Origin of the sequence: Phreatobacter oligotrophus (genome assembly GCF_003046185.1) — a bacterium.
GTDB classification, from domain to species: domain Bacteria; phylum Pseudomonadota; class Alphaproteobacteria; order Rhizobiales; family Phreatobacteraceae; genus Phreatobacter; species Phreatobacter oligotrophus.
The window spans coordinates 173,448-189,044 of record NZ_PZZL01000005.1 but is presented as its reverse complement, the minus strand read 5'-3'; the positions used below and the strand labels follow the sequence as shown (position 1 = coordinate 189,044).

Sequence of the window (15,597 nt, the reverse complement as noted above, 5' to 3'; positions counted from 1 at the left end):
CCGCCGTTACAAGGCCCGTGCCAGCTGGCGCCTCAGCCGCGGCGCAGGCGCTCGAGGAACGCGCGGTCGGCCTCGCCCGTCTGCGGCATGCCGAAGCGGCCCTGCATGGTTCGCACCGCCTGTTTCGACTTGTCGCCGAGGATGCCGTCGACATCGCCGAGGTCGAAGCCGAGGCGGTTCAGCCGTGTCTGGATCTCTTCCCGGTCGGCATGGGTCAGCCCGCCCTCGCCGGGCGGCCAGGGCTTGGAGAAGCGGCCCGCGCCGCGGATCCGGTCGCCGAGATGCGCGACGGCGAGAGCATAGGAATCGGCGTTGTTGTAGCGCTTGATGACGTTGAAGTTGGAGGTCAGCAGCAGGTGCGGGCCGCCCTCGCCAGCCGGCTTCCAGAGCGTCGCCTCGGCGCCGCCGACGAGCGATCCCTCGCCGATGCGCCGGACGCCGGAAGCCGCCCAGCCGTCGAAGCTCTTGCGCTGGCCGCGGTTGCCGGGAAGGCCGGGCGCGTGGACCTCCATGCCCCAGGGCACGCCCGGCTGCCAGCCGTTGCGGCGCAGGTAGTTCGCCGCCGAGCCCATGGCGTCGGGGATCGAGGTCCAGATGTCGCGGCGGCCATCGCCGGTGAAGTCCACGGCGAAGGCATGGAAGCTCGTCGGCATGAACTGGACATGGCCCATGGCCCCGGCCCAGGAGCCGATCATGTTCTGCGGCGTGGTGTCGCCGGACTGGAGGATGCGCAGGGCGGCGATCAGCTCGCGGCGGAAGAAGTCGGCGCGCCGGCCGGCGGCGGCCAGCGTCGCCATGGCCTGGATGACGTAGTGCTCGCCGCGGGACGTGCCGTAGGAGGTCTCATTGCCCCAGATGGAGCAGACGATCTCGCCGGGCACCCCGTAGCGGGACTGCACCGCCTGGAAGGTCGCGGCATGCTCGCGGATGGCAGCGCGGCCATTGGTCACCCGCTTGTTGGAGGCGCGCACGTCGACGTAATCGCCGAGGGTGCGGCGGAACTCCGGCTGGCGCTGGGAAAGCTCGATGACGCGCGGGTTGGGCTGCACGCCGGAGAAGGCGCGGTCGAAGGTGGCGCGGGAGACACCGGCCGAGGAGGCGGCGGGCCAGAGGCCGGCGACGAAGCTTTCGAAGGACTGGGCCTCCGCCGGCCCCACGAGACCGGGGGTCGCAAGGGTTGCGAGGCCGGCGAGGGCGGCGCGGCGGGACAGGGTGATGCGGGGCGGCGCGAGAAGGGGGCGTGCGACCATGGCGGCGGAGCCTCGACGAGCGGGGAGCGCGGACTGATTCGCATGAGAAGGTAGCGCGGATGTGGCGGCGATGCGCGGGGCCGCGCCAGCCCCTGGCCTCAGTTGCCGACGGCGCGGCGCGGCAGGGGGCCGAGGGGATCGCTGCTGCAAACGCGGTTCCGGCCGGCGATCTTGGCGAGGTAGAGCCGGCGGTCGGCGACCGCGACGAGGTCTTCGAGCGGCAGGCCGCTGCCCGGCAAGCGGACGGCGACGCCGAAGCTGCCGGTCACGGTGAGGCCGGGCGCTGTGGCGACGACCACTCGCTCCAGCGTCCGGCGCAAAGCCTCGGCGCGGGCGGTCGCCTCGTCCTCGTCGCCGGGCAGCAGGACGATGAATTCCTCGCCGCCATGGCGGCCGAACGCGGCCTCGGGGCCGAGATGGGCGCCGAGCGTCTCGGCGATGGCGCGCAGCACGTCGTCGCCGACGCCATGGCCATGGCCGTCGTTGATGGCCTTGAAGTGGTCGATGTCGAAGAGGATCACTGCCATCGGGCCGCCGCCGGCATCCGAGGCGGCGAAGGCATGATCGGCCGCCTCCTGCAGGGCGCGGCGGTTGAGCAGGCCAGTCAGCATGTCGGTGCGCGAGAGGTGGCGCAGGCGCTCGGAGAGGCGCATCTGCTCCTCCTCGAGTTCGAGGCGACGGCGCTGCTGGAGGCGCAGCATCTCGAGGCCCTCGAACATGGCGCGCACCTCGGCGCTGGCGGATTGCTGGCGCGGCGGGTCGGACAGGTCGCCATTGGCGATGCGCAGCACCTGCCGATGGGCGGTCATCAGCGGCCGGAACAGGCCGTCACGGAAAACGAGGGCGATGGCGAGGATGGCGAGCACCGCAACCGTGGTGAGCAGCAGCGAGGCGAGCACCATCAGGTAGGACTGGTGGCTGAGCTTCTCGATGGTCACCCGCGAGGCGGCGGCGACCTTGTCGCGCAGCTCCTCGACCGGCTTCATGCCCGGCACATAGAGGCGGGTGAAGGTGTCGGCATCGGGCCGCGGCTCGTCGGAGCGCAGGGCGGCGATCCGCTCGACGAAGGGGAGGGCGCCGCGGAAATAGGTGTCCTCGACGGTGGCGACTGCCTGCTCGAGACCGGTGCCCGGCAGGAAGGCCGCGGCATAGTTGCGCAGGGCGGCGCGCAGCATGTCGATGCGGGTGCGGGTGGTGGCGATGGCGGCATCGAGGCGGGGATGGACCGCCTCGTCGCTGGTGAGCTTCATCACCACGAAGGAGCCGAGGCGGCCGGTCTCCTCCCGCAGGGCGCCGGCGACGGTGTTGATGATGACGTCGGAGGCAAGCTCGGAGGCTTCCAGCACCGCGTCGTGGCCGAGGGCCTCCCGGAGCCTCCCCGCCGTATCGGCGGCGGTGAACATGGCCTCGATGGCCTGCCGCGTCGGTGCGCCGCCGCGATAGGCGGCCGGACGGGCGATGACGGCATCCACTGCCGCGCGGCCGGCGGCGAGGTCCTCGCGCAGCTGGCGGGCAATCTGGGCGATGGCCTGGGAGCGCGCGTCGCGACCGATCTGCGCCTCGGCGACGGCGATGTCGCGGTCGGTCAGCGCCCTGCGGGCGGCGAGGGCCGCGGCGAGGATGGCGCGATCCTCCTCGCGGCCGCCCATGGCGCTGTTGGCGGGGCCGCGTTCGGCGGACACGGAGGTGGCGGCGATCAGCGAGGCATGGAAGCGCTGCAGCTGCTCGCCGGCGCGGCGATAGCGCATGTGATCGGAGAGGTTGGCGTGCAGCGACAGGACTCCCAGGGCGAGGCAGGCTGCAGCCGCCACGACCCCACCGAGCCACTGGAGATGCTGGATGCGGATAACCAAACCAAGGGAACCTAAATCACACGTCGTCCGTGGGGGTAGCACGGTAGGCGCTAAGCAATCCTGAACGTGACCTCGGGTCAACGGCCCTTCCACACGGCGGCGCGGCAGGCCGCTGCGCCTTTCATTCTCCCCTTTTCGGGCCTATGAAGGGGCCGGTTCGGGTCACGCCCTCGCGCGCTGCAGGACACCCCGACCCGTTCCCGCTAGACTGCCGGACCGAATCGCAAGGCTCGCGCGGGCGCGCCCGTGGCGTGCCCCAAGGAGAGATCGAGGCTCATGGCCGAACCCGCCCGTACCGACGTCAACGAAGCCGATTATGGCGCCGACAGCATCAAGGTCCTCAAGGGTCTCGACGCCGTCCGCAAGCGCCCCGGCATGTATATCGGCGACACCGATGACGGCTCGGGCCTCCACCACATGGTCTACGAGGTCGTCGACAACGCCATCGACGAGGCGCTGGCCGGCCACGCGACGGAAGTGACGGTGACGCTGAACGCCGACAATTCGGTGACCGTCACCGACAACGGCCGCGGCATCCCGACCGACCTGCATCCGACCGAGGGCATCTCGGCGGCCGAGGTCATCATGACCCAGCTCCATGCCGGCGGTAAGTTCGACCAGAACTCCTACAAGGTCTCCGGCGGCCTGCACGGCGTCGGCGTCTCGGTGGTCAACGCCCTGTCGACCTGGCTGAAGCTGAACATCTGGCGCGGCGGCAAGGAGCATTTCGTCGAGTTCCGCCACGGCGACCCGGTGGCGCCCCTCATCGAGGTCGGCCCGGCCAACGGCAAGCGCGGCACGGCCGTGACCTTCCTCGCCTCCACCGACACCTTCACCATGGTGGAGTACGACTTCGCCACGCTGGAGCACCGGCTGCGCGAGCTCGCTTTCCTCAATTCCGGCGTGCGGATCGTCCTGACCGACCGGCGGCATGTGGAGGAGAAGCGCGTCGAGCTGTTCTACGAGGGCGGCGTCGAGGCCTTCGTGCGCTATCTCGACCGCAACAAGACGCCGCTGGTGCCGAACCCGATCATGCTCAAGGCCGAGCGCGACGGCATCACCGTCGAGGTCGCGCTGTGGTGGAACGACAGCTACCACGAGAACGTGCTGTGCTTCACCAACAACATCCCCCAGCGCGACGGCGGCACCCACCTCGCCGGCTTCCGCGGCGCGCTGACCCGCCAGGTGACGAACTATGCCGAGAGCTCTGGCGTCACCAAGAAGGAGAAGGTCGACCTCACCGGTGACGATTGCCGCGAGGGCCTGACCGCCATCATCTCGGTCAAGGTGCCGGATCCGAAGTTCTCCTCGCAGACCAAGGACAAGCTGGTCTCGTCGGAAGTCCGTCCGGTGGTCGAGAGCATCGTCAACGAGGCGCTGTCCACCTGGTTCGAGGAGCATCCGGCCGAGGGCAAGGCCATCGTGCAGAAGGTGGCGGAAGCTGCCGCGGCGCGCGAGGCCGCCCGCAAGGCGCGCGAGCTCACCCGCCGCAAGACGGCGCTCGACGTCGCCTCGCTTCCGGGAAAGCTCGCCGACTGCCAGGAGCGCGACCCCGCCAAGTCCGAACTCTTCATCGTCGAGGGTGACTCGGCCGGCGGCTCCGCCAAGCAGGGCCGCGACCGCGCCTTCCAGGCGGTGCTGCCGCTGCGTGGCAAGATCCTCAACGTCGAGCGCGCCCGCTTCGACAAGATGCTCTCGTCGGAAATGATCGGCACGCTGATCATGGCGCTCGGCACCGGCATCGGCCGCGACGAGTTCAACATCGAGAAGCTGCGCTATCACAAGATCATCCTGATGACGGACGCCGACGTCGACGGCTCCCACATCCGGACCCTGCTGCTCACCTTCTTCTTCCGGCAGATGCCGGAGATCATCGAGCGCGGCCATATCTTCATCGCCCAGCCGCCGCTCTACAAGGTCAGCCGCGGCAAGAGCGAGACCTACATCAAGAACGAGCGCGCGCTGGACGACTACCTGATCTCCGGGGGCATCGAGGACAGCCTCCTCGTGCTCGGCTCGGGCGAGATCTGCGCCGGTCCCGACCTTGCCGCCATCGTCGAGGAGGCGCGGCAGGTGAAGAACCTGATCGCCGCCGTCCATTCCCGCTACAGCCCGGCCGTGGTCGAGCAGGCGGCGATTGCCGGCGCGCTCAATCCGGCGCTCGCCCGCGATCCCGCCCGTGCGGCGGAGCTCGCCACCGAGATCGCCCGCCGGCTCGACGCCATCTCCGACGAGATCGAGCGCGGCTGGGAAGGCTCCTTCGACGGCGAGCGCTACCTGTTCTCGCGCACCGTGCGCGGCGTGAAGGAAGTCGCCATGCTCGACGGCGCGCTCCTCTCCTCGCTGGAGGCGCGCAAGCTCGACGAGTACTCGGCCCGCCTCGGCGCCGTCTACGACAAGCCCGCCCACTTCCGCCGCAAGTCCGGCGAGGACCTGGTCGCCGGCCCCATGGCGCTGTTCGAGCTCGTTCGCGACGCCGGCGCCCACGGCATCAAGCTGCAGCGCTACAAAGGCCTCGGCGAGATGAACGCCGAGCAGCTCTGGGAGACGACGCTCGACCGCAATGCCCGCTCGCTCCTGCAGGTGAAGATCAAGGAGATCGACGAGGCCGACGACATATTCGTCAAGCTGATGGGCGACGTGGTGGAGCCGCGGCGCGAGTTCATCCAGGAGAACGCGCTGAGCGCGACGGTCGACGCCTGAGGCAGGAGGTTAGCCGTGGCTCGTCCGCCAGATGGGCGTGTCACGGCTCCAAGACGCGACGGCGGATGGCGTCGACGACGTTCGAATAGTCGTCGGTCCAGGTGCGGACACTGGCGGGTGCCTCGACCCGCCGCCAGTTCGGGTCATCGGCGAGCTGCCCGAGGGCCCTCGGCGAGCGCGCCACGATGGCGACCTCGGCTTTGGCGAGCAGGGTGACATCGGGATCGCCGATGGGGTTCCGGTCCGCCTTGGCTGCCGTCACCATATCGTTGGCCTTGGCCGAGGCGGCCACCACCGAGGCAAGCTCCATGCTGCGGTTGGTGATGTTGAAGAGCAGGGCGCCATCGGGCGTCAGCTTGGCGCCATAGCCGGCGAGGGCCTCGGCCGTCAGCAGGTGCACGGGAACGGCGTTGGAGCTGAAGGCATCCAGGATGATGAGATCGTAGGGCTGCGGTTCGTCGGCGAGGGTCAGCCGGCCGTCGCCAGTGACGACGCGGGCGCCGGGCGTGCAGGCGGACAGCGAGCGGAAGAGCCGCTGGTCCTGGGCGATCTTCACCACGACGGGATCGATCTCGAAGAAGACCCATTCTTCGCCGGGCCTGGCGTGACAGGCGAGGGAGCCCATGCCGAGCCCGACCACCGCGACGCGGCCGATCCGGCCGCCGCGGAGTGTGCGGACCGCCTCGATCGCCTCGCTATAGGGACCGCCCCGGTAGAAATAGCTGACCGGTTCCGGCCGGTCGCGGACCGGGCTGCCATCGGCGTTCCTCACCCGCTCGGCGCCATGAACGGTGGTGCCATGGACGAGAAACCGGCCGTTGCCCGATGCCGTCTCCGTCACTTCGTGAACGGCGAAGAAGGAGCGCTCGCGGGCAAGCGGCGGGTTGAGGGCGTCCGGCTTCTGGGCTGTGGCGGCGAGAAGGGCGGTGCTCATCATGAGAGCCACGGGCCTCTCCCGGCTGAGGGCGGTCAGGCCGCCGAGGAGCAGGACGGCGATGAGGAAGGCCCAGACCGGGACTGCGGCCAGCGTGTCCTTCAGCACGACCGGGCTCAGGGTGAAGGCCACGAGCGCGAGAACGGCGAGCAGGAGGCGCGTCGCGCCGAGGGCGGCGAGGCCCTTCATCACCCCGGGCCGGCACAGCACCGTCGCGACCAGGAGGATCGGATATTCGAGCAGGCTCGAGAACAGCACCGGGGCGACGAGGCTCGCGAAGGCTCCGCCGATGACCCCACCGAGCGAGAGGAGGACATAGAATTCGGTCAGGCGGGCGACCGGCGGTCGGCGACGGTAGAGTTCGCCGTGGCAGACCATGGTCGCGACGAAGAAGAAGCCGATATGCAGGGCCGCGGCGAGGAGCCAGGGCACCGTCGCGCCAAGCACGTGCGAGATCAGCAGGACGGCGAGCAAGGCCGGCTGCACGGCCAGCATCGTGGCGTGGAGTTTTTCGGCGCCGTCGCGGAACGCCAGGACGAAGGTCAGGAGGAAGATCGCCAGCGGCACGACCCACAGGAGCGGCACGGCCGCGACGTCCGTCGTCACATGCGCCGTGACGGCCACCAGCAGGCCGGACGGGACCGCCGACAGACCGATCCAGGCCGCGCGTTCGCCCCAGCCGACCCGCACGCTGGCCAGCGGCGGCGCCTTCGCCGCCGCCTCGCGCGGCGAGGCCAGGAGCATGGCCCCGCACAGGGCGATGATGGCGCCGAGCCCGGCGAAGCCCAGCGACCAGAACCCCGACTGCATGTTCAGCGGCAGGAGCGGCTCGATCACGAAGGGATAGGCGATCAGCGCCATGAAGGAGCCGAGATTGGAGGCGCCATAGAGGAAATAGGGGTCGGTGGCGGCGCCATGGCCGGTGCGTGCGAACCAGGCCTGCAGCAGCGGGCCATTGGCGGAGACCGCGAAGAACGGCAGGCCCACCGACACCGCGAACAGGCCGAGCAACCAGAACGCCTCACCCTCGACGGGCGGGCGGCCCCATCCCGGGGCGAGGCCGATCGGCAGGGCGAGGCTGGCGACGAGGACGATCAGCGCCAGATGCACCGCGACGGCATGCCGCGGGGCCAGCCAGCGCGTGAGACCGTGGGCATAGAGATAACCGAGCAGCAGGACGGCCTGGAAGAAGACCATCGCCACGGACCAGACGCCCGGGGCGCCGCCGAGCTTGGGCAGCACCATCTTGGTGAAGAGGGGCTGGACGCTGAACAGCAGGAACGCCGAAACGAAGATTCCCAGCGCGAAAACCGGGAGTGCGAGCCGCATCACCGTCGACGATCGGCCGTCCAGGCCCTGCGTCATGGTGGGGTCAAGGGACGACATTCGGGCGCCTCGTTCGCAAAGAGTGCGCGATCGTGCCCGCGGCGCCTTAAAGCCCGGTTACGTAGAGTTGCTTAGGATGAAGGGATGGGCCGCCGGTTCGGCTCATCGGGTGCGGCACCTTCACTCCTGCGCGATGCCGCCCTCTTGCAGGACCTTGGCCCAGCGCGGGATCTCCCGTGCGACGAGACCGCCGAGGACCTCGCCGCCGCGTTCGGCCGGCGTGGGCAGGACGAAGCCAAGTTCGAGCAGCCGCGCCTGCACGCCCGGATCGGCCAGTGCGGCATCCATGGCGGCGGACAGCCGGTCGCGGATGGCCGGCGGCAGGCCGCGCGGGGCGAAGAGCCCGTTCCAGGTCGAGACCTCGAAGCCCGGCAGGCCGCTCTCCGCCGCCGTCGGAACGGAAGGGATGATGCCGACGCGCTCGCTCGTTGCGACGGCGAGGGCCTTCAGGCTCCCGGCATTGATCTGGGAGATGGCGCCGCTCAGCGAGATGCAGCTGAAATCCGCGTGGCCGCCGACGAGGTCGCTCATGGCCTGCGATCCGCCGCGATAGGCGACGCGCACCGCGCGGGTGCCCATCATGCCATGCAGCAGCGTGCAGAAGGTATGGGTCGGCGACCCGACGCCGATATGGGCCTCCGACAGACCCTCGGGCTTGGCGCGCAGCGCCGATCGCAGGTCGGCGAGCGTCGTGCCGGGGAAGTCGCGGCGGGCCACCACCACTGCCGGCACCGACGCCGTGAGGCCGATCGGGGTGAAGTCGGCCAGCGGCTGGTAGCCGAGGCTGCGATATTGCGAGACGGCCACCGCATGGGTGCCCATGTTGCCCATGATCAGCGTGTGCCCGTCGGGCGCGGCCCGCGCCACACGGCGCGCCGCGAGCGTGCCGGCAGCCCCCGCCTCGTTCTCGATCAGCACGGGGCGGCCGAGCGTCTTGGCGAGATGTTCGCCGATGATGCGCGACAGCGTGTCGTTGGTGCCGCCGGCGGCATAGGGCACGACCAGGGTGATCGCCCGCTGCGGATAATCGGCGGCCGCGGGGCCGGCAAGGGCAGCGCTGGCGAGGCCCGCGGCGAGGCATGCGATTAAGGCTGCGCGCGTCATGGTGCCGTCCCTCCGCCGGGCCGCATGGCGCGGCCTCATCTGTTCACATGATCATGTTGTGGTTTTGCGACCCTGCGGTCCATGATCGATTTTGGCGACATCGATACCGGAGCGGGTATGGACTGGCTGGACCATCACCTCCTCACGCAGTTCCTCGTCGTCGCCGAGGAAGGGCAGGTCTCGCGGGCGGCCGCCCGGCTCGGGATCGAGCAGCCGCCGCTGAGCCGCGCCCTGCAGAAGCTGGAGCTTCGCGTCGGGGCGCGGCTGCTGGCGCGCCGCCCCCGCGGTGTCGAATTGACCGAGGCAGGGCGTCTTTTCCGCGACGGCGCCCTGCGGCTGCTTGCGGATGCTGATCGGCTGGCCGAGACGACGCGGCAGACCGCGCGTGGCGAGCGGGGCCGCCTGGTGATCGGCGTCACGGCGACCAGCGCCCTCCACGCGGCGGTGCAGGACCGGCTCGGGCGGTTCCGGGCCTGCTACCCGGACATTGCGCTGACGCTGCAGGAGGGACAGAGCGCGCAGCTGGTGGACGCGCTGCGCGGCGCGAGTCTGGATGCCGCCTTCCTGTGGACCCCTCCGGCCGACGGGCTGTCGACCTGCGACATGACCAGCGAGCCGCTCGTTGCCGCCGTGCCGGAGGCCGTGGCGCAGCGGCTCGGCACCGGACCGATCCGGATTGCCGCCCTCGCCGATGCGACCTTCATCGTCTATGGTCGCCGCGACGGATTCGGTCTCTTCGCCGCCACGATCGCCGCCTGTCACCGGGCCGGGTTTTCGCCGCGCTTCGGCGCGGAGGCCGCGCGGCTGAGTGCCGCCGTGGCGATGGTGGGCCTCGGCCTCGGGGTGGTGCTGCTGCCCCAGACCCTGCGCATGATCGCCCATCCCGGCGTCGTCTATCTCCCCTTCGCGCCGGAGGAAGGCCTGACGACGGAGCTGCGTCTCGTCATGCCGCTCCAGCCGGGCGGCGAGGCGGCGGCGAAGTTCCGCCGGTTCATCATGGCTTCTGCGATCAGCCCCTGAACTGCTGATCCCCCGGCGTTCAGAACCGGCCCGAGACCGTCAGCCTGAGCGCCCGCGGCTCCACCGGCTTGAAGTGACGGTCGGCAATGCCGCCGGCGGGCTCGCCGGGCAGGCGCGAGGTGTAGAAATAGTCGATCTGGCTGGCCGCGACGTTGAACAGGTTCAGCACGTCGAGCTGCACGGCCACGCCATTGTCGAAGCGATAGCCGACCCGGCCGTTGACCAGCGTGGTGGCCGGGGCCTTCTGGCTGTTGTCCTCGATGAGAGGGCGCGGCCCGAAATAGCGCAGCCGCATGCCGCCATACCAACCCGTCGCGCCGCCGAGGGTGAAGCCGGCCGCGGCGATGGCGACCGGCGCCCCCGGCACGAAGGGCCCGGCGGGATCGGCATTGGTGAAGCGCGTGCGGGTATAGGCGATCTCGGCGTCGAGGGTGACCCAGGCGGCCGGCTGCCATTTCGCCGTCCATTCGACGCCGATGCGGCGGCTGGGGCGGCTCGGCTCTGTGGTGCCGGCATCGCCGACGAAGAGGTTCTCCGAGGCGAAGTCGAGCCCGAAGACGGCAAAGCTGGTCTCGAGCCCGGCGACAGGCCGGTAGCGCAGGCCGGCCTCTGCGCCGCGCGACTTCACCAGCAGCGGCACTCGGTCGACGGGCGTGACCTTGTCCCTCGGATCGACGGTGATGGTGGCGCCGCGGGCGTCGTTGGAGTGGAAGCCCTCGCCGTAGTTCAGGAACAGTTCGGCGCCGTGGAAGGGGCCGAGCACGAGGCCGAGCTTGGGGCTGACGATGGCGGCCTGAGCGCGGCCGGAATTGGCGGCCGTGTCGCTTGCCACCGAGGCGGTGTACCAGTCGACGCGGGCCCCGGCCGTGGTGCGGGCCCAAGGCGTCCAGCGCAGCGTTGTCTCGGCGAAAAGGGCGGCGCTGGTCTCCCTGACACGGTCGTCGCGCACCACGTCGAGGAGGTCGCGCGCCTGCGTCCGTGACAGGCCGACGCGGATGTCATCGTGGCGCGTCTGGAGGCCGACCCGGGTCTCCAGCGGGATCGTGCCGAGGCGCCCGAACCAGGTGTGGCTGGCATTGAGGCCGATGAGGGTGCGCTGGTCCCGCTGGCGGAACTGGTCGCCGCGGACCGGATCATCGAGATAATAGGTGAAGTTGTTCCACAGGTTGAGCCCGGAGCGGATGACATAGCCCTCGACGCGCGAGGCGCTGTCGGCCTCGCTTCGGCTCCAGCGGCCGGACAGGCTGAATCGGTGGGCATTGCCGCCGTCGGTCGGATCGAGCGAGCCGAACCGGTCGATGAGGCCGCTCGCCACGGCGCGCACCGGCACCTGGTCGGTCGACGTCCAGCGGTTCGCATAGGCCATGGCGGTCAGCGAGAAGCCGTTGGTGTCGGTGCCCTGGCTGTAGCGCAGCAGGCCGGAGAACTTGCGGATGTCGTCGGAGACCTGCCACGGCCCGCGATAGATCGTCGTGTCGATCGCCGCGAGGATCGTGCCCTCGCCGAGCGCGCCGGAGCCGGCGACGAGATTGCGCCAGTGGCCGTAGCTGCCGATCGTCGTCTGGACGAGGCCACGGTCGAGCCGGTCGACATAGTTGATGCGGACGGAGCCGGCCGAGGCGAAATCGCCCTCGTCGGCATAGTAGGGGCCTTTGCGGAACCACACGCCGCCGACCAGTTCGGGGATGAGGAAATTGAGGTCGGCATAGCCCTGGCCATGGCCGTGGCTGCGCATGTTCACAGGCATGCCGTCGACATGGATGGCGATGTCGGTGCCGTGGTCGAGGTTGAAGCCGCGCAGGAAGTACTGGTTGGCTTTGCCCTCGCCGCTGTGCTGCGTGACGATGAGGCCCGGAATGGCCTCGAGCACCTCGCCCGGCCGCGTCACCGGGCGGGACTGGATCTCCGCGGCGGAGATGGTGCCCTCCGAGGCGGCGCGCTGGGGAGCGGGACCGTCATCGGGAATGGTGCGGCCGGCGCCGGGTCGCTCGGCGCTGATGGTGATCTCGGGGAGGGCGGTCTGGCCATGCGCGGTGCCCGACAGGAGCATCGCTGCGACCGTCGCCCACCTGCCACCTGTTCTCGCCGCGCCCCAGGCCATGCCTTCCCCCCGCCGGAACGTTGCGCGGGACGGCCGTGAGGGACAAGTCCAAAATATGAGCTTTTCGCCGAAAAATCATACTCGCTGGAGGCTGGTGGCGGCGACCGGGCGGGCTAGTGTGGTGGGGTTCGGCCAAGGACGGGTCCCATGCAGCGCATCACCATCACCATCGACGACGATCTGCTGGACGTGGTCGACAAGCTGGCCGCGCGACGTGGCTATGCGAGCCGCTCCGAGGCCATCCGCGACCTCGTCCGCGCCGCCGCCGTGGACGAGGCGGCGGAAGATCGCGCGGCGCCCTGCTGGGCGACGCTGACCTATGTCTATGACCACCACACCCGCGATCTTGCCCGCCGCATCACCGGCATGCAGCACCACCACCACGACCTGTCCGTCTCGACCCTCCACGTCCACATGGACCACCACGAATGCCTCGAGGTGTCGGTCCTGAAGGGGCCCGTCGGGGAGGTCCGCGACTTCGCCGACAGCGTCGTCACGCAACGGGGGGTGCGGTTCGGACGCCTGCAGATCTTCCCCGGCCAGGCTCACGCCCACGGCGACGGCCCCGCCCACGACCACTGAGCCGGGCAGCGCGAGAAAACCGTGACGGGGCCGGCGGCGTAGGTCACGACAAGACCGGCCTGGAGAGTTCGCATGACCTGCCGCCTTGCCATCCTCGCTGTCCTGCTGTGCTCGGCCATGCCAGCCGCGGCGTCGGAGCCCGACCGCGTCCGCATCGGCGCCTTCGCGCTGGACCGCACCGAGGTGACGATCGGCCGGTTCCGTGCCTTCGCCCGGGCCGCAGGGCTGGTCACGACGGCCGAGCGCGAGGGCGGTGGCTTCGAGTTTGCCGCCGGCTGGACGCGGCGGCCCGGCTGGACCTACGAGCGGCCGCAGGGCGCGCCCGGCGCCGATCTAGAGCCGGCGGTGCATGTCACCTGGGAGGAGGCTGGCGCCTATTGCCGCTCCGTCGGCGGGCGGCTGCCCACCATGGCCGAGTGGCGGCAGGCCGCCTATACCGAGACGCGCGCCACGCCGACCGATGGGTTCGAGCGCGGCCGCACCTATGCCTATCCGGTCGGTGACCAGCCTGACGGCATGAACAACAACCGCCGCGCCCATGTGGCCGTCGCCACCACGAAGCGGGGCGTCAACGGCCTCTTCGACATGGGCGCCAATGTCTGGGAATGGATCGCCGACCGGCGCGGTGATGATGCGCTGACGGCGGGCGGGTCGTGGTGGTACGGCCCGTCCCAGGCGCAGGCGTCGGGCGCGCAGTGGAAGCCGGCGGCCTTCTTCGCCGTCTATGTCGGGTTCCGCTGCGCCTACGACATCCGCGACTGAGGCGTCAGAGGCTCGCGGCGGCGCGGGCGGCCTGGTCGTAGAGGCCGGAGAGGGCACGCATCTCGGTGGCGATGCGGCTGAGGATCGCCGCCTCCGTGCCGAAGGCCTTGACCCCCTGGATCAGCAGCGCCTCGCGGATCTCGTGATAGCGCGTCACCACCTCGGCGCCCTTCTTGGTCACCGAGATGGCCTTCTCCTTGCCGATCTTCTCGCCCTTCACCAGGCCCGCCGTCTCCAGCTTCTTCACCGCATAGGTGATGAGGTGGGTGTCCTCGACGTTCAGCACGAGGGCGATGTCGGCCATGCGCTTCGGCCGGCCGCGATGATAGACCGTGTGGAGGATCATGTTCTCCAGCGGCGACAGCCCCGGCGCTCCGGCGGCAGCGGCGCAGCGCACCGTCCAGCGGTGGAAGGCATGGCTGACCATGATCATCCCGAACTCGAACTCCGAGAGTGCGGGCATCTCGCCGGCGGCGAGATGGGCCGAGGAGACGATCGGGCCAAGCGGCACGGCGGGCTTCATCGCAAGGCTCCTCCGAGATGGGCCACAGAGGATGCCTGTACTTTTCGCCGAGATCAAATAGATAATTTAGCGAGAAAACATCAACGTCATGTTGACAAGACTTCGGTCGTGACGGATCGTCGGCTCACGATCTCCGCAGCCGATCCTGCGGGCCGAACACGCCTCGCGTGCACGCTTGTGCCGCGTTGCGGAATTCGACCTTGTCATTACCGCTGAACGGCGATCCAATTCGAAGAAGGGCAAAAAGCCCGACCGCCACAATGGCGGACGCAGTCCAGAGACCGGAACAGGAGTCCCGCCACATGTTCGACCGCCGCCAGTTCGTCGCCGGCCTCGCCGGCACGACCGTCCTCGCCGCACCCACCGTTCTGCGCGCGCAGACGGCCTGGGACATGCCCGTGCCCTATACCGACGGCACCTACCACACCCAGAATGTCCGCTGGTGGGTGGATGAGATCGCCAAGGCCACCAACAACGGCATCAAGATCCAGGTCCATTCCAACAACTCGCTGATCCGCCTGCCGGAGATCCTGCGCGCCGTCGGTTCGGGCCAGGTCGCCGCCGGTGAGATCCTCATCAGCCAGTTCGGCAACGAGGACCCGATCTTCGAGCTCGACTCGATCCCTTTCCTCGCCCAGGGCTTCGACCAGGGCCAGGCGCTCTACGCCGCCTCCAAGGCTGCGCTGGAAGCCGCCTGCCAGCGTCGCGGCATCCGCGTGCTCTACTCGGTCGCCTGGCCGAGCCAGGCCTTCTACTCGAAGACCCCGATCAACTCGGCCGCCGACATGCGCGGCATGAAGTTCCGCACGGTGTCGCCGATCACCTCGCGCATGGCCGAGCTGCTCGGCGCGGTGCCGACGCTGGTGCAGGCCTCGGAAGTCCCGCAGGCCTTCGCCACCAACATCGTCACCGGCATGATCACCTCGGGCGCCACCGGCGTGCAGTCGCGCGCCTGGGAGTTCTCGAGCCAGTTCGTCAACCTGCGCGCTTCCATGCCGAAGAACGCGGTGCTGGTGAACGAGCGCGCCTGGCAGCGCCTGCCGGAAGCGGTCCGCAAGGCGATGACCGAGGTCTCGGCCAAGGCCGAGGAGCGCGGCTGGAAGCTCGCCGGCGAGGTCGAGACCAACTCGATCGAGGAGCTGCGCAAGAACGGCATGACCATCGTCGAGCCGTCGGCCCAGCTGCTCACGGACGTCAAGGCGGTCGGCGCCAAGCTGACCGAAGAATGGGTCGCCAAGGCCGGTGATACCGGCCGCGCGGTGATCGCGGACTTCCGCAAGCGCATCGGCGCCTGAGCCTGACGAGGCCGGGCCGCCGCGGCGGCCCGGACCTCCGGGCCCGCCGCCTCCCCGCAGCCCTTTTCTCGTCATGCGCGCCGG

At 69.9% G+C, this 15,597-nt stretch carries 11 protein-coding genes; 5 read left to right on the top strand and 6 right to left on the bottom strand.

All coding sequences use genetic code 11. From position 1 onward, the window contains the following. Positions 1-32: 32 nt before the first annotated feature. Positions 33-1,250 (bottom strand): lytic murein transglycosylase, encoded by a 1,218-nt coding sequence (locus C8P69_RS13155; protein WP_108177868.1) that lies wholly within the window; start codon positions 1,248-1,250, stop codon positions 33-35. Between the two features lie 98 nt (positions 1,251-1,348). Continuing rightward, the gene (locus C8P69_RS13150; RefSeq protein ID WP_108177866.1) at positions 1,349-3,103 is read right to left on the bottom strand and encodes a GGDEF domain-containing protein; all 1,755 of its coding nucleotides are present in this window, start codon (positions 3,101-3,103) and stop codon (positions 1,349-1,351) included. Between the two features lie 276 nt (positions 3,104-3,379). Between C8P69_RS13150 and gyrB the strand changes: the two genes are divergently transcribed. Beyond that, a complete protein-coding gene (gene gyrB, locus C8P69_RS13145) occupies positions 3,380-5,806 on the top strand; it encodes a DNA topoisomerase (ATP-hydrolyzing) subunit B (protein ID WP_108177865.1) in 2,427 nt (808 codons plus the stop codon). A 40-nt stretch (positions 5,807-5,846) separates the two neighbouring features. On the opposite strand, the gene C8P69_RS13140 is transcribed toward gyrB, so the two are convergent. Together C8P69_RS13140 and C8P69_RS13135 are read right to left on the bottom strand one after the other, a co-directional pair. Next, positions 5,847-8,126, bottom strand: coding sequence for a fused MFS/spermidine synthase (locus C8P69_RS13140; RefSeq protein ID WP_108177863.1), 2,280 nt, complete (start codon positions 8,124-8,126; stop codon positions 5,847-5,849). A 120-nt stretch (positions 8,127-8,246) separates the two neighbouring features. Then, positions 8,247-9,230: a Bug family tripartite tricarboxylate transporter substrate binding protein gene (locus C8P69_RS13135; protein ID WP_170118235.1), complete on the bottom strand. Its 984-nt coding sequence runs from the start codon at positions 9,228-9,230 to the stop codon at positions 8,247-8,249. Positions 9,231-9,311: 81 nt separating this feature from the next. On the opposite strand from C8P69_RS13135, the gene C8P69_RS13130 reads away from it, so the two are divergent. Beyond that, positions 9,312-10,250, top strand: coding sequence for a LysR family transcriptional regulator (locus C8P69_RS13130; RefSeq protein ID WP_108177859.1), 939 nt, complete (start codon positions 9,312-9,314; stop codon positions 10,248-10,250). A 19-nt stretch (positions 10,251-10,269) separates the two neighbouring features. Here the strand turns inward: C8P69_RS13130 and C8P69_RS13125 are convergent, their stop codons facing one another. Next, positions 10,270-12,300 carry a TonB-dependent receptor gene (locus C8P69_RS13125; protein ID WP_245902024.1) on the bottom strand — a complete coding sequence of 677 codons (2,031 nt, stop codon included), beginning with the start codon at positions 12,298-12,300 and terminating at the stop codon, positions 10,270-10,272. A gap of 198 nt (positions 12,301-12,498) precedes the next feature. Between C8P69_RS13125 and nikR the strand changes: the two genes are divergently transcribed. Continuing rightward, the gene (nikR, locus tag C8P69_RS13120; protein WP_108177855.1) at positions 12,499-12,933 is read left to right on the top strand and encodes a nickel-responsive transcriptional regulator NikR; all 435 of its coding nucleotides are present in this window, start codon (positions 12,499-12,501) and stop codon (positions 12,931-12,933) included. 72 nt (positions 12,934-13,005) lie between these two features. Further along, positions 13,006-13,695 (top strand): formylglycine-generating enzyme family protein, encoded by a 690-nt coding sequence (locus C8P69_RS13115; RefSeq protein ID WP_108177853.1) that lies wholly within the window; start codon positions 13,006-13,008, stop codon positions 13,693-13,695. A gap of 4 nt (positions 13,696-13,699) precedes the next feature. On the opposite strand, the gene C8P69_RS13110 is transcribed toward C8P69_RS13115, so the two are convergent. Beyond that, positions 13,700-14,218, bottom strand: coding sequence for a winged helix DNA-binding protein (locus C8P69_RS13110; protein ID WP_108177851.1), 519 nt, complete (start codon positions 14,216-14,218; stop codon positions 13,700-13,702). Positions 14,219-14,520: 302 nt separating this feature from the next. Between C8P69_RS13110 and C8P69_RS13105 the strand changes: the two genes are divergently transcribed. After that, positions 14,521-15,513, top strand: a complete 993-nt coding sequence (locus C8P69_RS13105; protein ID WP_170118234.1) for a TRAP transporter substrate-binding protein — start codon at positions 14,521-14,523, stop codon at positions 15,511-15,513. Positions 15,514-15,597 lie beyond the last annotated feature (84 nt).